We start from the raw sequence: 17,338 nt of genomic DNA, 5'->3' as shown, positions 1-17,338 counted from the left end.
TCCCGTCCGCTGTGGACGCACGGGACCGGCGCGGCGCCACGTCAGAGGTTGGTCAGGTCGACCGGGATTCTCGGCTCGACGCCGTCCCGCAGCACGGTGGCCTCGATGAGCCCGTACGGACGGTCGGCCGCGAAGTAGACCGCGCCGTCGGCGGTGTCGTTCTTCAGCCCGAACGGCTCCAGGTCCACCAGGAAGTGGTGGTTGTTCGGCAGCGAGAAGCGGATCTCGTCGATCTCGCTGCGGCTGTTGATGACCCGCGAACCCATTTGGTACAGGGTCTGCTGGAGCGAGAGGGAGTACGTCTCTGCGAAGGCCTGCAGCAGGTGCTTCCTGGCCTGCGCGTACGACTTCTCCCAGTTCGGCATCCGGTCGGCGTCGCTGGTCCAGTTGTAGCGCCACGCGGCGGCGACGTCGGTGCACAGGATGCGGTCGTACGCTTCCTTGAGCGTTGTGTACTTGTCCTTGACGTAGCCCCAGAACTCCGAGTGGGTGGAGTTCATCACCGTGAGGTCCTTGAGACCGGAGATGATCTCCCACTTCTCGCCGTCGAAGGTGATCTGCGTGGTGCGCAGTTCCTGGCCCTTGCGGGCGAAGGAGTGGTTGACCTCGTCCGATCCGATGAACCGGGAGCTGCTGTCCGAGGTGGCGATCCGCTCCCAGCTGTACTCCTGGATCCGGATGCGGGCGACCTCGATCGGTTCCTGCGACGTCACGAAGTGACGGGCGAGGTGGATGCCGAACTGCTCGGCGGACTCGATGCCGTGCTCCTTGGCGAAGGCGAACACCGTGTTCTTGGTGGTGTCCGTGGGCAGGACGTTCGCGTTGGAGCCGGAGTAGTGGACCTCGTCCATGTCGCCGGAGAGTGCGACCGAGACGTTCAGGTCCTTGATGTGGTGGGTGTCGCCGTCCCGCGTGATCCTGACGACGCGGTTCTCCGCTTTGCCGTACTGGTTCTGGCCGAGAATCGTGGGCATCTGTCTGCTAGCTCCCTCGGTATACGGAGTAGCCGAACGGGTTGAGCAGCAGCGGTACGTGATAGTGCTCGCCCGGAGTGACGGCGAACGTGATCGCCACCTCCGGGAAGAACGCACCGCTGTCCCTTGCGCGGGGGGCGTCCTGCTGCGCCTCGGCTTGCTTCTTGGCTGTGAGGTACGTTTCGGTCTCGAAGTCGAGCCGTACGTGGGTGGTGCCTTCCGGCAGGGCCGGCAGGTCCTTGCAGCGCCCGTCCGCATCGGTCGCCGATCCGCCGAGTGTCACCCACTGCGCGTCACTGCCCGAGCGGGCGGCGAGTGCGACGGGGACGGCTGCGGCGGGGCGGCCGATGCTGGTGTCCAGGATGTGGGTGGACACCGATGCGGTGGCGAAGGTGCTCAAGACCTTCACTCTCCTTCTGTTACGAGCTCTTACGAGTCGTCCGTGACGAGACGGGTGAGGCGGATGCGGTTGATCCTGCCCAGTTCGGTGCGCACGATCTCCCGCTCCCGCTCGGGCGTGTTGCCGATGCGGGCCTTCACCGCGTCACGCATCTGTTCACCGGTGGCCCCGGTGGCGCAGATCAGGAAGACATGTCCGAACCGCTCCTGGTAGGCCAGGTTGAGTGCGAGCATCTCGGCCTTGAGCTCCTCGGTGGCGCCGGCCATCCCCCGCTGTTCACGGGAGGAAGCCGCGTCCCCGGGCTTCGGGCGGCCGATCGGCGGGTGACCGGCCATGGCCTCGGCCAGGTCCTGCGTGCCGAGTGCCGCCGTGGCGGTGTCGCTCGCGGAGTACAGGGCTTCCCCGGTGGCGTACGGACGCCGGGAGAGGATCGCTCTCCCCCAGGCCGCACTCGCACACACCTCGTGCAGCACGGTGGCCGCCGCGTCGTCCGCCAGGGTGTTGAACCGGGCGAGGCCCGGTGTGGTGCTCGAAGTCACGGGAGCCTCCGTGGCTGTTTTTCGCTGTGCGTGGGTCGGGCTGCGGATAGCTAACGCCCTCCACAACACCACGTCAACACTTTGTTGAAATTCCGTTCATGTAAAAAGCCGTCGCCCGATGATCCGGACGACGGCCCGCACGTTCATGTGCTGTTTACATGCGCTCGACGACTCAACTAGTCGTCCTTGGCGGCGATTTCCCTGTTGAGGTAGTTGTAGACGGTGAACCGGCTGACCCCCAGGGCCCCCGCCACCGTCTCGACGCCGTGCCGCACCGAGAAGGCGCCGCGTGCCTCAAGCGTCCGCACGACCTCCTGCTTGGTCCTGCGGTCCAGCTCGGCGAGCGGTTTGCCGTGCCGGCGCTCCATGGCGGCCAGGATGTGGTCCAGCGAGTCGGAGAGCTGCGGCAGCCGTACCGCTACGACGTCCTCGCCCTCCCAGGCCAGGACGACGTCGTCGGCCTCCGCCTGCTCGGGTCCCAGCAGCTCGGCGCCCATGGCGTCGACGAGCGGCTTGACCGCGGCGACCAGGGGGTGATCCGCGGGCTCCGTCACTTCGGGTCCTCCCCGAGGACGTTGACCTGGAGCGACACCCGGGTGGCGCCGGACGCCAGGGCCTGGCGCAGCAGGGAGTCCACCGCGGTGAGCACCTTGTCGGCGCCCCCCTCCGCCGTGTTGCCGAAGGGACCGACGTCGACCGCGTCCAGTTCCGCGGACTGGATGACCTCGCGGGCCACGACCGCGTGGGCCGGTGCCTCGTCGAGATCGAAGGGCTCGGTGGTGAACTCCACTCTCAAGCGCACTGTGTCTCCCTCATGCGTCGCGCCGCGTCCGGGGCGACCCGCGGCTCGGGCACGACCCTAACCCGCTCAAGGTCTACAGCGGCAGCACGCAGACCGCGGCCGGGGCGGGGAACGGGGTCCCGGACGGGCTCAGGGCGCCGGAGTCCCGGTCGACCCGGAAGACGGTGACCGTGCCGGACCGCTGGTTGGCGGCGAACAGCAGGGAACCGTCCGGGGAGTAGGCGGTGTGCCGGGGGAAGTCGCCGCCCACCGGCACGGTGTCCAGCAGCCGCAGCGTCGCCCCGCCGCCCTCGACGGCGTACCGGGTGAGGCTGTTGTGCCCCCGGTTGGCGAGGTGGGCGAAGCGGCCGTCGGCGGTGACCAGGAGCTGGGCGGGGTAGCTGGTGCCCTCGCCCGTTCCGGTGGACTGAGGGGTGCCGGGGGTCAGTACGCCGGTGGCGGGGTCGTAGCCGCAGACGACGACCGTGTTGTCGAGCTCGCACGCCAGGTAGGCGTGGCGGCCGCCCGGGTGGAAGGTGAGGTGGCGCGGTCCGGCCCCGGGGCGCAGCGCCGCGTACCAGAGCTGTTCCAGAGTGCCGCGGTCCTCGTCGAGCCGGTAGGTGTACACCGTGTCGTTGCCCAGGTCGACGGCGAGGACGTGGCCGCCGTCGGGGGCGGTGACGATCTGGTGGGCATGGGGCCCGTTCTGGCCGGGTCCGGGCGCGGGCGCGGTGTGGGCGACCAGGTCGGTGCGCTCCCCCACCGATCCGTCGGCGGCGAGCGGGTGCACGGCGACGCTGCCGGAGGTGTAGTTGGCGCTGAGCAGCCACCGCCCGCCGGGGTGGACCGAGAGGTGGCAGGGGCCCGCACCACCGGTGGGCCGCGTCCCCAGCACCCGGAAGGTGCCGTCCTCGGCGAGCGCCACGGCCGTGACGCCGCCGTTGTCCTGCTCGTCGACGGCGTACAGCGTGCCGCCGTTGGGATGCGGCGCGAGGTACGAGGGGTTCTCGACGCCGGTGATGACGGTGCGGGAGGTGATGCGGCCCGTTGCCGTGTCGTACGAGGCGACGCCGATGCCGGTGCCTCCCGGGGTGGTCGAGGTGTAGGTGCCCAGAAGGAGTGTCCCGGTCCGGCGCGCGGAGTGGGCCGGGGGGCGGTGCGCCGGGCCGGGGCGGTGTCCGCCGGGAAGCCCGGGGGCGGCGGCGAGGGCGCCGCCCGCCAGGAGTGCTCCGAGGACGGCGCGGCGGCTGGTGGGGGGTGTCATGCGAGGCACCTCGTGGGGTCGATGGCATCGGATGTGTCAGCCACAGTGGCCTTCCCCGAAGGCCCGCGCAAGGACGCACCGGCGAGTGCGCGGGGCCGCGACGGCCGGGAGCGTGGGGCCGCCGGGCACCACGCGCCTCTGACGCGCGGGGGCCCGATCGCCGCTGCGGCAGCACGCCCGCCGGGCGTTGCCGCGTACACGGTCTCCGCGACGGGCGGCACGCATGGTTCACGGTCCTTCCGGGCGCAGGGTGGCAGGCACGGTTCAGGGTCCTTCCGGGCGCAGGGCGGCAGGCACGGTTCACGGCGGGAGCCGGACACACGACGGCACGCACGATCCGCAGCCGGAACCGGGCGCACGACGGCATCCATGCGCCACACCCTCTTGACAACGCACCCACCCCCAGCCAATCTTCCGTTAAGCAGAAATTAACTTCCGCAATACGGAAGGAGCGCCGCAACCCTCATGGGCTACCCGGACCAGCGCTTCGATGTGAACCTTTCGATCCTCTTCACGGAACTCCCGCTCCTGGAGCGACCTGCGGCAGCCGCCGCGGCGGGCTTCACGGCGGTCGAGCTGTGGTGGCCATGGACCGAGACACCCACCCCTCCGCAGGCCGAACTCGACGCGCTGAAGAAGGCGCTCGACGACGCGGGCACCCAGTTGACGGGGCTGAACTTCTACGCCGGACAGCTGCCCGGACCCGACCGGGGCGCGCTCTCCGTGCCCGGCACGGAGTCGGACCGCTTCCGGGCCAACATCGAGGTGGCGGCCGGCTTCGCCGCCTCGGTCGGCTGCAAGGCGCTAAACGCGCTCTACGGCAACCGGGCCGAGGGCGTCGACCCGGCCGCGCAGGACGAACTCGCCCTGGAGAACCTGGTCCTCGCCGCCCGCGCGGCCGACCACATCGGGGCCGTCCTGCTGATCGAGACCCTGAACGAGCCGGAGTCGCCGCGCTACCCGCTGGTCAGCGCGGCGGCCGGCATCGAGGTCGTCGACCGGGTCAACGCGGCGACGGGCCTCGGCAACGCGAAGTTCCTCCTGGACCTGTACCACCTGTCCATGAACGGCGAGGACCTGAACCGGGTCATCGCGGAGTACGCCGGCCGGACCGGTCACGTCCAGATCGCCGACAATCCGGGGCGCGGCGCACCCGGCACCGGCACCCTCCCGCTGGAGCAACTGCTCGACGAGCTGACGAAGGCCGGTTACGACGGCTGGGTCGGCCTGGAGTACAAGCCCGGCGACCGGCCGAGCGCCGAGTCCTTCGGATGGCTCCCGGCCACCGCGCGGGCCGCCCGCCGATAGCGGCGGACTCCCCCTCGTACGCGTACACAGGCTTATCGGAAGGCACCCTCATGAGCAACAACCTCCCCAAGGTCGCGTGGATCGGGCTCGGCATCATGGGCTCGCCCATGTCGGAGAACCTGATCAGGGCGGGCTACGACGTCACCGGTTACACCCTGGAACAGGACAAGGTCGACCGGCTGGCCGCGGCCGGCGGGACCGGCGCGGGCTCGATCGCCGAGGCGGTCCGGGACGCGGACGTGGTCATCACGATGGTGCCCGCATCCCCGCAGGTCGAGGCCGTCGCGTACGGCCCCGAGGGCACCCTGGAGAACGCGAGGCGCGGCGCGCTGCTGATCGACATGTCCTCGATCACCCCGCAGACGTCCGTGGACCTGGCGAAGAACGCCCGCGAGAAGGGCATCCGGGTCCTGGACGCCCCCGTCTCCGGCGGCGAGGCCGGTGCCGTCGAGGCCGCGCTGTCCATCATGGTGGGCGGCGAACAGGCCGACTTCGACGCCGCGAGGCCGCTGCTCGACGCGCTGGGCAGGACTATCGTGCTCTGCGGTCCGCACGGCTCCGGGCAGACGGTGAAGGCCGCCAACCAGCTGATCGTCGCGGTCAACATCCAGGCCTGCGCCGAGGCCGTCGTCTTCCTGGAGAAGTCCGGGGTCGACCTCACCGCCGCCCTCGACGTCCTGGGCGGCGGACTGGCGGGTTCGACCGTACTGGCCCGCAAGAAGGACAACTTCCTGAACCGGGACTTCGCTCCGGGCTTCCGCATCGACCTGCACCACAAGGACATGGGCATCGTCACGGACGCCGCCCGCGATGTCGGTGCCGCACTGCCCGTCGGGGGCGTGGTCGCCCAGCTCATCGCCTCGCTGCGCGCACAGGGCGACGGCGGCCTGGACCACTCGGCGCTGCTGCGGTCGGTGGAGCGCCTGTCCGGCCGGCCCGTCCAGGCCTGATCCGCAGCGGCCGGGCCCCTCTGCCGGGCCCGGCCGGCATCGCCTCCCTCCCGTCGGGTGCGTACCCGGCCACAGACTTCCGGACGGTGCCGGCGCTGACACCTGTTCTGTCGCGCCCAGGCGTCGGCACCGTCCGGAACACCTCTCCGCGCACCACCTTCACCCTTGAATTTCAACAAACTGTTGACGCCGGGTTCGGAGCGTACCTACGCTCCTGGAGCTCCAGGCCGTCGCAGTTCAGCAGCTCCCGTACGGAAGGTCGCCCGACACCATGACGCAGCGCGTTCTTACGACCGAGTCCGGCGCCCCGGTCGCCGACAACCAGAACTCCGCCACCGCCGGCGCCGGCGGCCCGGTCCTTCTCCAGGACGGTCATCTCCTGGAGAAGCTCGCCCGTTTCAACCGGGAGCGCATACCGGAGCGCGTGGTGCACGCCCGGGGTTCCGGCGCGTACGGCTACTTCGAGGTGACCGACGACGTCACCGGTTTCACCCGTGCGGACTTCCTCTCCGAGGTGGGCCGCCGTACCGAGGCGTTCATCCGGTTCTCCACGGTCGCCGACTCGCTCGGCGGCGCGGACGCGGTACGCGACCCCCGCGGCTTCGCTCTCAAGTTCTATACGGACGAGGGTAATTACGACCTCGTCGGCAACAACACTCCGGTGTTCTTCATCAAGGACCCCATCAAGTTCCCCGACTTCATCCACTCGCAGAAGCGCGACCCGTTCACGGGCCGTCAGGAGCCGGACAACGTATGGGACTTCTGGGCACACGCCCCCGAGGCGACGCATCAGATCACCTGGCTGATGGGCGACCGGGGCATCCCCGCCTCGTACCGCCACATGAACGGCTACGGCTCGCACACCTACCAATGGACGAACGCCGAAGGTGAGGCCTTCTTCGTCAAGTACCACTTCAAGACCAACCAGGGCGTGCGCTCGCTCTCCGCCGACCAGGCCGCCGAGCTCGTCGGCAAGGACTCCAGCTCCCACCAGACGGACCTGCTCCAGGCCATCGAGCGCGGTGTGCACCCGTCCTGGACGCTCCATGTGCAGGTCATGCCTGCCGCCGAGGCCGCGGACTACCGTTTCAACCCGTTCGACCTGACCAAGGTGTGGCCGCACAGCGACTATCCGCTCCAGCGGGTCGGCCGGCTGGTCCTGGACCGCAACCCGGACAACGTCTTCGCCGAGGTGGAGCAGGCGGCGTTCTCCCCGAACAACTTCGTGCCCGGCATCGGCCCCTCCCCGGACAAGATGCTCCAGGGCCGGCTGTTCGCCTACGCGGACGCGCACCGCTACCGGCTGGGCGTCAACCACACCCAGCTGCCGGTGAACGCGCCGCGCACGGCCGTCGTCGACAACTACGGGCGCGACGGACTGCACGCCACCCGCAACGGGGCGCGGCACGACAAGAACTACGAGCCCAACTCGTACGCGGGCCCCGCCCAGACGAACACGGCGCACTCCGCCCCGCTGGCCGTCCAGGGCTGGACCGGCACCCACGAGACGCCCGCCCACACGAAGGACGACGACTTCCACCAGGCGGGTGAGCTGTACCGGCTGATGTCGGACGACGAGAAGAGCCGGCTGATCGCCAACATCGCGGGGGGCCTGTCGCAGGTCACCCGTGACGACGTGATCGAGAAGAACCTCGCCCACTTCCACGCCGCGGACGCCGAGTACGGCAAGCGCGTGGAGGAGGCCGTCCACGCCCTGCGCGAGGACTGAGCCCGGGGCACAGGACCCTGCCCGCGCCGAGGCGCCCACCCGGATGAGGGGTTGTGCGCGGCGCGGGCAGGACGGAGCCGCGGCAGTGGTGCGATGCCAGTGCGGTGGTACGTGGACGGGCGGCCCGGTCCCCTGACCTGAAGGCCCCGGACGGCCCCCCTTCGCACCCCTGCCGCGGCCCCTGTTCGCCGGATCCGGCGGCCACCGGCCCCACCGGCTCACCCCCTGACGGATTTCGGGGTTCTTCTGCGCTCGCAGCAGGTCCGGGCAGCACGCCTGACGCGGCCGCTCTTCGTGCAGGAGGAGTGGTTGGATTCGCAGTACTTCCGGGACCACCTTCCACTGGAGGGCGCTTCAGGCTGAGCGCTCGATCAATTGGCTACGCCGAACCACCCCGGCCGTACCTCGGTCAGGAGCGGTCGCAGCTGCCGCACCGCGGCCCGTAGGTCCTCGTCCGTGACGTCATGAGGCTCCGGCAGACTCAGTCCGTACAAGCGCAGCCGCCAGAGGTCGAAGACTTCGCTTCCGTCGGCTGCGAAGTCCACATCAACCTCGGCACCGTTGTCGCAGACGAAACGGCACCCTGCCCCATGAACCGTGTAGGAGTATGTGCCGATGTGCCCACTGCGGCTGATCCGGCTCGAACGGACCAGGCCGATGACTTCCGCGAGTCGCTCAAGCGAGGGAATCGCCGCCCTCATGGCCTCGTCAACCGCGTTCAGAGCGCGGATATAACCAAACACGAGGTCCCGTGCAGCCCCAACCCGCTCCATGCGTCGTCATCCCCCCTGGCCCGTGGCTGAAGGATTGTTCCATGGGCCGCCGGCGTCTCCACAGGACAACGTTCCGCAACGATCGGTGAGCACCCGCGTCACGGCCCCGCGTGGGAGTCACCCCGAGTGTCCGGCTGCGTGACCGTCACGACACAACCACGAACAACCGTGGAAGGGCGGCGGGCGTCCCGAATCGCATCGGGACGAAGAGGGCGGCCTTCCTTGGAGGTTGGCCTCTGTGGTTCGGATCGGCCTGAACCTGGGTGTCCCCGTCAGACCCGCTGACTACCCTGACGGCATGGAAGAGCGATGCATACACGACTTGGTCGTCCAACAGTGCGTGGACTGCGCTCCTGTCCCCGAGGGTTTGGTCAAGTTCGTCCACATCACAGCCGGGGGCGAGGTCTTCCACCGCTCTTCGGCCTGCAGGGCCCTGGAAGAGGGACAGGAGTACGCCCTGAGCAAGGGCATGGACACTCATCCTCGGCGTCGTGTCGCGCTGGCCGAAGCCACGGCGGAGGGACGTGGCTCGTGCGCCTACTGCTTCTGGGACTACCGACCCGGATGAGGAGCCAGGAGGCGAAGGCCGGCTCGCTCGGACCGACATCAACGGCTGACATCGACGAGGCCGGACGGCGACACATATCAGCACCTCAGTCCGGCCGCCGCACCAGTCCGCAACAGCGCCCGGAACGGGCTCGGTTCGAACTCCTGAAGCGGATGTCGCAGCTTCGATTCCTGCCGGGCGGCAGGCCGAAGGAGCACCCACGGGCCTCCGCAGGTGCTCTTCGGGAACGGGACCGCAGGCCCGGTGGACTCAGCCCGTCACGAGCGGGCGGATCGCTGTCGGCGCGTGGCCGGGCTCCGTCGCCACGTCCTCGAACTCGTTGACCGACGCGATGTCCGTACCGCTCATCGCGATGTTGGTGACCCGCTCCAGGATCGCCTCGACGACCACCGGCACCCGGAGCTCCGCCGCCAGCTTCTTCGCCTCCTCGAAGGCGGGCAGCAGCCCGTCCGGCTGGGTGACCCGGATCGCCTTGCAGCCGAGGCCCTCGACGACCTTGACGTGGTCCACGCCGTAGACGCCCAGCTCCGGGGAGTTGAGGTTCTCGAACTCCAGGTTGACCTGGAAGTCGATGTCGAAGTTGCGCTGCGCCTGACGGATCAGCCCCAGGTAGGAGTTGTTCACCAGGACGTGCACATACGGGATGCGGTGCTGCGCGCCGACTGCCAGCTCCTCCAGCATGAACTGGAAGTCGTAGTCGCCGGAGAGCGCGACGACGGAGCCCTCGGGGTCGGCCGTGGCGACGCCCAGCGCTGCCGGGATGGTCCAGCCGAGCGGGCCCGCCTGGCCGCAGTTGATCCAGTGGCGCGGCCGGTGGACGTGCAGCATCTGCGCGCCCGCGATCTGCGAGAGGCCGATGGTGGTGACGTACCGGGTCTCGGGGCCGAACGCCCTGTTCATCTCCTCGTACACGCGCTGCGGCTTCAGTGGCACGTTGTCGAAGTGTGTGCGCCGCTGGAGCGTCGCCCTGCGCTCCCGCGCGGACGCCGCCCATCGCGAGCGGTCCTTCAGCATGTCGGCCGACTTCAGTTCGCGCGCCACCTCGATGAGCAGCTCCAGGGCGGCCCCGGCGTCGGAGACGATGCCGAGGTCGGGGGCGAAGATCCTGCCCAGCTGGGTGGGTTCGATGTCGACGTGGACGAACGTCCGTCCCTTCGTGTAGACGTCCAGGCTGCCCGTATGCCGATTGGCCCAGCGGTTGCCGATGCCGAGGACGAAGTCGGACTCCAGGAAAGTCGCGTTGCCGTAGCGGTGCGAGGTCTGGAGGCCGACCATGCCGGCGTTGAGGGCGTGCGCGTCGGGGACGATCCCCCGGCCCATCAGGGTGGGAACGACCGGGATGCCGGTCACCTCGGCAAATTCCAATAGGAGTTCGGTGGCGTCGGCGTTGATGATGCCGCCTCCCGCGACGATCAGCGGGCGCTCGGAGTCGTTCAGCATCTCCACAGCGCGCTCGATCTGCTTGCGGGTCGCGGCGGGCTTGTGCACCGGCAGCGGCTCGTACAGCTCGGGGTCGAACTCGATCTCGGTGAGCTGGACATCGATGGGCAGGTCGATGAGGACCGGGCCGGGACGGCCGGTGCGCATCAGATGGAAGGCCTGCTGAAGGACGCCGGGAACCTGCGCGGCCTCCAGGACGGTGGTGGCGGCCTTGGTGACCGGCTTCGCGATCGCGGCGATGTCGACCGCCTGGAAGTCCTCCTTGTGGAGCACCGCGGTCGGCGCCTGGCCGGTGACACACAGGATCGGGATCGAGTCCGCGATGGCGGAGTACAGACCGGTGATCATGTCGGTGCCGGCCGGACCCGACGTGCCGACGCAGACGCCGATGTTCCCCGGGCGGGCCCGGGTGTAGCCCTCGGCCATGTGGGAGGCGCCCTCGACGTGGCGGGCGAGCGTGTGACGAACCCCGCCGACGGCCTTGAGCGCCGCGTAGAAGGGGTTGATCGCGGCGCCCGGCACACCGAAAGCATGGGTGACGCCTTCACGCTTGAGGATCTCAACTGCCGCTCGGGCAGCGGTCATTCGAGGCATTGAGTGCTCCTGCTCGAACCTGGGTGGAGTCGGGCTCTGTCGCGCCACCTGAGAGCACCAATTCCGCATGACGGAAACATTCTTCTGTTATACGGAAGCAAACTTAAGGTGCGGCCGGACGGCCGTCAAGAGAGGCGGCCGGGGGCACCGGGCACGGACAGGCACCTCGAAGTACCCCGATTCCCTGCCCCGAGCCTCGCTCCTGGTGGAGCATGGGGGTACGGAGCGGAGCGGCCCGGGCCCTGGGGCCAGCCGCATGCCATGGGCCGCGTCCGTGGACCGGAAGGAGTCCGAGGGTGGAACCAGTGCCGGTACGGTGCCCGGCCTGCCGCCGCGACCACGCGTACGTCACGCCCGTCTACCCGTGTCCGTGCGGCGCGCCGACCGCTCCGCCCCTGCTGCGCGGCGGCCCCGTCACACCGATCACCCACCGCACCTGGAACGACGACTGGGTGACCGTGCGCTGCCACGGCTGCGGGCGGCACGACCAGTGGCCGCAGCCCGAGCTGTGCTGCCCGTGCGGGACCGTCCTGCGGATCCCGGTCCGGCCCGTGGCGGGTTCCGGCCGTACGGGCGGTTCCCCGTCCCGGTCCGTGCGGCCCTCGCACATACCGTTGCCGCGCACGGCTCCGGCCCCGCGGCCGGCCTTCCGGCCGCTGACGATCCGTACCGCGCGCGACGCGGTGGGCGCCGCCGCGCTGTACCTGAAGTGGCTGGGCTACCACGACGTCACACAGACCGCCGAACGTCCGGCTTCCGGGATAGACCTGCGGGCGGCCGGGCTGATCGCCCAGGTCGACGCCACGACCCGGCCGACCACTCTGCGGGATATCGAATGCCTGTGGCTCAACTCGCTCAGCGACGACGTGTCGAGCGTGTTCTTCTCGCTCGCTGGATACGCGCCCGACGCGCGGGAACGGGCGGACGGGCTCGGTATCCCCCTGTTCGTCATGGACCTCACCGGGACCCCGCAGCCGGTGAACAGCCCCGCGGACGAACTGCTCAGCAGCGGCGCCTGAGCTCTGCGGGCGAACCGCTCCGCACCAGGGCCTGAGCCGTGCCGGCCGACCAGGTCGCGGACCGGGCGGCGGTCGGCGGCCTGGGCGCGCTGACCCTGACCACCTTCTCCCAAGTGCCTTGGAACGCCCCGTACTACACCCGGCTGGGCTTCCAGGTCCTGCCGGGGTCCGGCCTCACCGACGGGCTGCGCCGGATTCGTGCCGAGGAGGCGGCACACGGTCTCGACCGGTGGCCCCGGGTCTGCATGCGACGCGACGTGCCGCACCTCACAGAAACCACCCGGCCACAGGGAGTGCTATCGGTCACGTTCGAGCCAGGGGACACAGATGTTCGGTCTGTTGTCGGTGGCGGGGCCTAGAGTGGGGCGCATGGTCTTAACTCCACGGCTTTCACCACCCGCGATAACTTCCAGATCGGCGACACCGGAGGCTCCGTCGCACAGCGTCTTCCCCGCGCAACCGGCCCACCCCGCCGCCGTCGAGGCGAACGAGGCGATCCGCGCGCTCGTGGACGCGCGCGCCGGCCAGGACTGGTCCCCGAAGGAGTCCGCCGCCTACGAAGTGCTCCTGATCGAATGGGCGGCCGCGACCCAGGGCACCGCAGGCGACATCATCGAAGCCGCCTGACAGCGCCCACGCGCCCGCGCCCGACACTCACGGGGACACCCGCCGGGAGACGGACCGGAACACCTGCTGCGCCGCCCACCGGAATGCACACCGGGACACCTACCGGCCGTAGTTCTCCCGAAGTTCGATCTTCCGGACCTTCCCGCTGACCGTCATCGGGAAGGCGTCCATGATCTGGATCAGGCGCGGGATCTTGTAGTGGGCCAGCTGCTCTCGGCAGAAGGCCGTGACCTCCTCCAGGCTCGGCGGATCGGCCGGGTCCGCCGGGATGACGCAGGCCAGGATCTCCTCGCCGTACCGCTCGTCCGCCACGCCCACCACTTGCACGTCGGCGATCTTCGGGTGGCGGTGGAGGAACTCCTCGATCTCCCTCGGATAGACGTTCTCGCCGCCTCGGATGATCATGTCCTTGATCCGGCCGACGATCTGCACATAGCCGTCCCCGCGCATCACCGCGAGGTCCCCGGTGTGCATCCAGCGCCCCGCGTCGATGACCTCCGCGGTCCGCTCGGGCTGCTCCCAGTAACCGAGCATCACGCTGTAGCCACGGGTGCAGAGTTCGCCCGATTCCCCGCGCTCCAGCGTCACACCCGTCGCCGGATCGACGACCTTGACCTCGATGTGCGGCATCACACGGCCGACCGTGCCGGTGCGGCGCTCCAGGTCGTCGTCGCGGCGGGTCTGGGTGGAGACCGGGGAGGTCTCCGTCATGCCGTAACAGATGGACACCTCGTCCATGTGCATCTCGGCGACGACGCGCTTCATCACCTCGACCGGGCACGGCGATCCGGCCATGATGCCGGTGCGCAGCGTGGAGAGGTCGTAGGAGGCGAAGTCGGGAAGGTTCAGCTCCGCGATGAACATGGTGGGAACGCCGTAGAGCGAGGTGCAGCGCTCCTGCTGGACCGCGGCCAGGACGGCTGCGGGTTCGAACGCGGGGGCCGGTATCACGATGCAGGCGCCGTGCGAAGTGATGCCGAGGTTTCCCATGACCATGCCGAAGCAGTGGTAGAAGGGAACGGGAAGGCAGACCCGGTCCTGTTCGGTGTAGGCGACCAGTTCCCCTACGAAATAGCCGTTGTTGAGAATGCTGTGGTGGGAGAGGGTGGCCCCCTTGGGGAAGCCGGTCGTGCCGCTCGTGTACTGGAGGTTGATCGGGTCGTCGCAGGACAGTCCGGCTTCTCTGGCGGCGAGTTGATCCGCCGTCACCGCTGCCGAAACGGAGAGCAGTTCGTCCCAGGAGCGGTCGCCTATGTAGTGCACCGCTTGCAGGGCGGGGCAGTTCGCCCGGACCTCCTCGACCAGGGCCCGGTAGTCGCTGGTGCGGTGCGTGAGCGAGGCGATCAGGAGGGTGATCCCGGCCTGCTTGAGCACGTACTCCAACTCATGTGCCCGGTATGCCGGGTTGATATTGACCATGATGGCGCCGATGCGCGCGGTCGCGTACTGGACGAGTATCCACTCGGGACAGTTGATGGCCCAGATCCCGACCCGGTCCCCCTTGGCCACGCCCGATGCCATCAGTGCGCGGGCCAGTTCGTCGACGGCCGCGCCGAACTCCGCGTACGTCCAGCGCCGCCCGGACGGTACGTCGACCAGGGCCTCACGGCCGGGGTACGCCTGGACCGCCCGGTCGAGGTTGCGGCCTATGGTGTCGCCCAGCAGGGGGGTGGCGCCCGTGCCGTGCGCGTAGGACAGTCCCGTCATGCGAGGTCCCCCTCGCTGTACTCGGTGCCCGCGCCCTGCGCCGTACGCTCGCGCAGCTCGATACGGCGGATCTTTCCCGAGACGGTCTTGGGCAGGTCGGCGAACTCCAGCCGGCGGAGCCGCTTGTACGGGGCGAGCACGGACCGGGAGTGGGCGAAGAGCACCTTGGCGGTCTCCGGTCCGGGCTCCCAGCCCTCGGCGAGCACGATGTACGCCTTCGGCACGGCCAACCGCACCGGGTCGGGGGCCGGCACGACCGCGGCCTCGGCGACCGCCTCGTGCTCCAGCAGGGCGCTCTCCAGCTCGAACGGGGAGATCTTGTAGTCGGAGGCTTTGAAGACGTCGTCGGCGCGCCCGACGTAGGTGATGTAGCCGTCGGCGTCGCGGGAGCCGATGTCGCCGGTGCGGTAGTAGCCGCCCGACATGGCCTCGGCGGTGCGTTCCGGATCGCCGTGGTATCCGGTCATCAGGCCGACCGGGTGGGCCGACAGATCGAGGGAGATCTCCCCCTCGACGGCGCCGGGCTCACCGCTGACCGGATCGAGGAGCACCACCTTGAAGCCCGGACTGGGGCGGCCCATCGAACCGGCCTTCAGAACCTGGCCGGGTGTGTTGGCGACCTGGACGGCGGTCTCCGTCTGGCCGAAGCCGTCGCGGATGGTGACACCCCAGGCGCGCCGGACCGACTCGATGACCTCGGGGTTCAGCGGCTCGCCCGCCGCGACGACCTCGCGCGGCGGGGTCTTCAGCTGGGTCAGGTCGGCCTGGATGAGCATGCGCCAGACGGTGGGCGGGGCGCAGAAGCTGGTGACGCCGGAGCGGTCCATCTCGGCCATCAGCCGGCCGGCGTCGAAGCGGGTGTAGTTGAAGATGAAGACGGTTGCCTCGGCGCTCCACGGGGCGAACAGGTTGGACCAGGCGTGCTTGGCCCAGCCGGGCGAGGAGATGTTCAGGTGGACATCGCCGGGCTTCAGCCCGATCCAGTACATCGTCGACAAGTGACCCACGGGGTAGGAGATATGGGTGTGCTCGACGAGCTTGGGGCTGGCGGTGGTGCCCGAGGTGAAGTAGAGCATCAGCGGTTCGTCGGCGTCGGTCTCACGGTCCGCCGTGAAGGTCTCCGGCTGGGCGTCGGCCCCGGTGTAGGAGATCCAGCCCTTGGTGTCCGCGCCGACGGAGATGCGGGTGTAGTCGCCGGGCACCTCGTCGAACTTGGCGGTGTCGGCGTCGCGGGCCAGGACGTGCCTCACCTTGCCGCGCGCCACCCGGTCGCGGAGGTCCACGGGGCCCAGCAGCGGCGTCGCGGGGATGACGACGGCACGCAGCTTCATCGCCGCGAGGGCCGTCTCCCAGAGCTCGGTCTGGTTGCCGAGCATGACGAGGATACGGTCGCCCTCCCGCACGCCCTGGGCACGCAGCCAGTTCGCCGCCTGGTTGGAGCGGGCGGACATCCGGGCGAAGGACGTCTCGGTGCGGCTGCCGTCCTCCTCCACGATGTGAAGGGCGGTGCGGTCGTTGTTCTCGGCGATGACGTCGAACCAGTCGAGCGCCCAGTTGAAGTGATCGCTACGGGGCCAGCTGAAGCCCTCGTAGGCCGCGGTGTAGTCCTCGCGGTGCCGAAGCAGAAAGTCCCGGGCAGCCCGGAACGTCTCCGTCGCACTGGTTGCCGACATGTGCCCTCCTTATTACGGACCCGACGCTCCTGACATCATGTAAACAGTGACTCAGGTCTCACCACCCCCGAACGGGGGTGCCGTGGGGGATGATGCGTTCCCCGGAGCCGGGGCGGAAAGGCGTCAGCGTGCCGGAATCGGTCGATGCGGTCGAGATGCAAGCGGCGCTGCTGCGGCTGCGCCGGGCGAGCGGGCTGCCCGTAGCCTTCGGCGGGCTGCTCTCCGACACCCGCCACGCCAGGATCGCGGAGCTGAACGGGGCGCAGACCACGGCCCTGCGGGGGCTGGTGATCTCGGCCGGCAGCGGTCTCGGGGGGAAGTCGATCGCGTTGTCGCGCCCGTGCGCGGTGACCGACTACCAGTCCTCGCGCCACATCAGCCACGAGTACGACGCGGCGGTGGCCGCCGAAGGTCTGCGTTCGGTGGTCGCGGTGCCCCTGGTCGTACGCCGCAAGGTGCGGGGGGTGCTGTACGGCGCACTGCGCGAGCCCCTCACGCTCGGGGACCGTACGTTCGACGCGGCGGTCGCGGCGGCCCGCGACGTGGAGCAGACGCTGGCTGTCCGGGACGAGGTGCAGCAGCTCCTCGCGGTGGCCCGGGACGAGGTCACCGACCCCCGGGCCGTGCCCGGGGCGTGGGAGGGCGTCCGGGAGGCGCACCGAGAGCTGCGGGCCCTCGCGCCGAAGGTCCTCGACCCGGCCCTGCGCGAGGAGCTGCTCGCGGTGTGCGGGCGGCTCGCCGCTGCGGCGGGCGCCCGGGAACCGGGGTCGCGCACGTTTCAGCTGGCACCGCGTGAGGTGGACGTCCTCGCGTGTGTCGCCTCGGGCGCGACGAACGCGGTGGCGGCGGACCGGCTCGGGCTGCGGCCCGAGACCGTGAAGGGCTACCTGCGCTCCGCGATGCGGAAGCTCGGCGCGCACACCCGGCTGGAGGCGGTCGTCGCGGCACGGCGGGCGGGACTGCTGCCGTAGCCCCGGCGGGCGGGGGCTGCT

Annotated in this window: 17 protein-coding genes and 1 pseudogene; 8 read left to right on the top strand and 10 right to left on the bottom strand. The window is 69.8% G+C overall.

Annotation, left to right across the window (positions count from 1 at the left end; all coding sequences use genetic code 11):
• Positions 1 to 41: 41 nt before the first annotated feature.
• The 6 genes from pucL to ACZ4LX_RS02380 form a co-directional block, all read right to left on the bottom strand.
• Positions 42 to 974 carry a factor-independent urate hydroxylase gene (pucL, locus tag ACZ4LX_RS02405; protein ID WP_467637355.1) on the bottom strand — a complete coding sequence of 311 codons (933 nt, stop codon included), beginning with the start codon at positions 972 to 974 and terminating at the stop codon, positions 42 to 44.
• A 7-nt stretch (positions 975 to 981) separates the two neighbouring features.
• The gene (gene uraH / locus ACZ4LX_RS02400; RefSeq protein WP_467637352.1) at positions 982 to 1,374 is read right to left on the bottom strand and encodes a hydroxyisourate hydrolase; all 393 of its coding nucleotides are present in this window, start codon (positions 1,372 to 1,374) and stop codon (positions 982 to 984) included.
• Positions 1,375 to 1,403: 29 nt separating this feature from the next.
• On the bottom strand, positions 1,404 to 1,913 hold the full coding sequence (gene uraD, locus ACZ4LX_RS02395; RefSeq protein WP_467637349.1) for a 2-oxo-4-hydroxy-4-carboxy-5-ureidoimidazoline decarboxylase: 510 nt from the start codon (positions 1,911 to 1,913) through the stop codon (positions 1,404 to 1,406).
• A gap of 176 nt (positions 1,914 to 2,089) precedes the next feature.
• Entirely contained in the window at positions 2,090 to 2,467 is a 378-nt protein-coding gene (locus tag ACZ4LX_RS02390) for a helix-turn-helix domain-containing protein (protein WP_467637346.1), read from the bottom strand.
• The gene (locus ACZ4LX_RS02385) at positions 2,464 to 2,703 is read right to left on the bottom strand and encodes a YkoF family thiamine-binding protein (RefSeq protein ID WP_467637821.1); all 240 of its coding nucleotides are present in this window, start codon (positions 2,701 to 2,703) and stop codon (positions 2,464 to 2,466) included. Before ACZ4LX_RS02385 ends, ACZ4LX_RS02390 begins: the two co-directional genes overlap by 4 nt.
• Before the next feature lie 85 nt (positions 2,704 to 2,788).
• The gene (locus ACZ4LX_RS02380; protein ID WP_467637343.1) at positions 2,789 to 3,958 is read right to left on the bottom strand and encodes a lactonase family protein; all 1,170 of its coding nucleotides are present in this window, start codon (positions 3,956 to 3,958) and stop codon (positions 2,789 to 2,791) included.
• Positions 3,959 to 4,423: 465 nt separating this feature from the next.
• On the opposite strand from ACZ4LX_RS02380, the gene ACZ4LX_RS02375 reads away from it, so the two are divergent.
• The 3 genes from ACZ4LX_RS02375 (at position 4,424) to ACZ4LX_RS02365 (ending at position 7,945) form a co-directional block, all read left to right on the top strand.
• On the top strand, positions 4,424 to 5,266 hold the full coding sequence (locus ACZ4LX_RS02375; protein WP_467637340.1) for a TIM barrel protein: 843 nt from the start codon (positions 4,424 to 4,426) through the stop codon (positions 5,264 to 5,266).
• Between the two features lie 50 nt (positions 5,267 to 5,316).
• Entirely contained in the window at positions 5,317 to 6,216 is a 900-nt protein-coding gene (locus tag ACZ4LX_RS02370) for a 2-hydroxy-3-oxopropionate reductase (protein ID WP_467637337.1), read from the top strand.
• A 271-nt stretch (positions 6,217 to 6,487) separates the two neighbouring features.
• Entirely contained in the window at positions 6,488 to 7,945 is a 1,458-nt protein-coding gene (locus tag ACZ4LX_RS02365; protein WP_467637334.1) for a catalase, read from the top strand.
• 371 nt (positions 7,946 to 8,316) lie between these two features.
• On the opposite strand, the gene ACZ4LX_RS02360 is transcribed toward ACZ4LX_RS02365, so the two are convergent.
• Positions 8,317 to 8,718 (bottom strand): DUF6896 domain-containing protein, encoded by a 402-nt coding sequence (locus tag ACZ4LX_RS02360; RefSeq protein ID WP_467637331.1) that lies wholly within the window; start codon positions 8,716 to 8,718, stop codon positions 8,317 to 8,319.
• Positions 8,719 to 9,016: 298 nt separating this feature from the next.
• Between ACZ4LX_RS02360 and ACZ4LX_RS02355 the strand changes: the two genes are divergently transcribed.
• Positions 9,017 to 9,286, top strand: coding sequence for a hypothetical protein (locus ACZ4LX_RS02355; RefSeq protein ID WP_467637328.1), 270 nt, complete (start codon positions 9,017 to 9,019; stop codon positions 9,284 to 9,286).
• Positions 9,287 to 9,535: 249 nt separating this feature from the next.
• Here ACZ4LX_RS02355 and gcl read toward each other — a convergent pair whose 3' ends face one another.
• A complete protein-coding gene (gcl, locus tag ACZ4LX_RS02350; RefSeq protein ID WP_467637325.1) occupies positions 9,536 to 11,311 on the bottom strand; it encodes a glyoxylate carboligase in 1,776 nt (591 codons plus the stop codon).
• Between the two features lie 305 nt (positions 11,312 to 11,616).
• Between gcl and ACZ4LX_RS02345 the strand changes: the two genes are divergently transcribed.
• The 3 genes and pseudogenes from ACZ4LX_RS02345 to ACZ4LX_RS02335 all read left to right on the top strand — a co-directional run bounded on the left by ACZ4LX_RS02345 (position 11,617) and on the right by ACZ4LX_RS02335 (position 12,966).
• The gene (locus tag ACZ4LX_RS02345) at positions 11,617 to 12,339 is read left to right on the top strand and encodes a hypothetical protein (protein ID WP_467637322.1); all 723 of its coding nucleotides are present in this window, start codon (positions 11,617 to 11,619) and stop codon (positions 12,337 to 12,339) included.
• Positions 12,340 to 12,392: 53 nt separating this feature from the next.
• A pseudogene (locus tag ACZ4LX_RS02340) lies at positions 12,393 to 12,698 on the top strand (GNAT family N-acetyltransferase); the annotation flags it as partial.
• Between the two features lie 10 nt (positions 12,699 to 12,708).
• Positions 12,709 to 12,966 (top strand): hypothetical protein, encoded by a 258-nt coding sequence (locus tag ACZ4LX_RS02335; protein ID WP_467637319.1) that lies wholly within the window; start codon positions 12,709 to 12,711, stop codon positions 12,964 to 12,966.
• A gap of 99 nt (positions 12,967 to 13,065) precedes the next feature.
• On the opposite strand, the gene ACZ4LX_RS02330 is transcribed toward ACZ4LX_RS02335, so the two are convergent.
• Positions 13,066 to 14,673, bottom strand: a complete 1,608-nt coding sequence (locus tag ACZ4LX_RS02330; protein ID WP_467637316.1) for an AMP-binding protein — start codon at positions 14,671 to 14,673, stop codon at positions 13,066 to 13,068.
• Entirely contained in the window at positions 14,670 to 16,346 is a 1,677-nt protein-coding gene (locus ACZ4LX_RS02325) for an AMP-binding protein (protein WP_467637313.1), read from the bottom strand. Before ACZ4LX_RS02325 ends, ACZ4LX_RS02330 begins: the two co-directional genes overlap by 4 nt.
• A gap of 128 nt (positions 16,347 to 16,474) precedes the next feature.
• On the opposite strand from ACZ4LX_RS02325, the gene ACZ4LX_RS02320 reads away from it, so the two are divergent.
• A complete protein-coding gene (locus ACZ4LX_RS02320; protein WP_467637310.1) occupies positions 16,475 to 17,317 on the top strand; it encodes a LuxR C-terminal-related transcriptional regulator in 843 nt (280 codons plus the stop codon).
• Positions 17,318 to 17,338 lie beyond the last annotated feature (21 nt).

The organism is Streptomyces sp. NPDC026062 (genome assembly GCF_055568375.1).
The sequence above is the reverse complement of the archived record's forward strand: the minus strand, read 5'-3'. Positions and strand labels throughout refer to the sequence as shown.

Coding starts and splice junctions, on each gene's coding strand:
- pucL (WP_467637355.1), bottom strand. CDS start 974: ATGCCCACGATTCTCGGCCAGAACCAGTACGGCAAAGCGGAGAACCGC.
- ACZ4LX_RS02365 (WP_467637334.1), top strand. CDS start 6,488: ATGACGCAGCGCGTTCTTACGACCGAGTCCGGCGCCCCGGTCGCCGAC.
- ACZ4LX_RS02325 (WP_467637313.1), bottom strand. CDS start 16,346: ATGTCGGCAACCAGTGCGACGGAGACGTTCCGGGCTGCCCGGGACTTT.
- ACZ4LX_RS02370 (WP_467637337.1), top strand. CDS start 5,317: ATGAGCAACAACCTCCCCAAGGTCGCGTGGATCGGGCTCGGCATCATG.
- ACZ4LX_RS02360 (WP_467637331.1), bottom strand. CDS start 8,718: ATGGAGCGGGTTGGGGCTGCACGGGACCTCGTGTTTGGTTATATCCGC.
- ACZ4LX_RS02355 (WP_467637328.1), top strand. CDS start 9,017: ATGGAAGAGCGATGCATACACGACTTGGTCGTCCAACAGTGCGTGGAC.
- gcl (WP_467637325.1), bottom strand. CDS start 11,311: ATGACCGCTGCCCGAGCGGCAGTTGAGATCCTCAAGCGTGAAGGCGTC.
- ACZ4LX_RS02335 (WP_467637319.1), top strand. CDS start 12,709: ATGGTCTTAACTCCACGGCTTTCACCACCCGCGATAACTTCCAGATCG.
- ACZ4LX_RS02380 (WP_467637343.1), bottom strand. CDS start 3,958: ATGACACCCCCCACCAGCCGCCGCGCCGTCCTCGGAGCACTCCTGGCG.
- ACZ4LX_RS02375 (WP_467637340.1), top strand. CDS start 4,424: ATGGGCTACCCGGACCAGCGCTTCGATGTGAACCTTTCGATCCTCTTC.
- ACZ4LX_RS02330 (WP_467637316.1), bottom strand. CDS start 14,673: ATGACGGGACTGTCCTACGCGCACGGCACGGGCGCCACCCCCCTGCTG.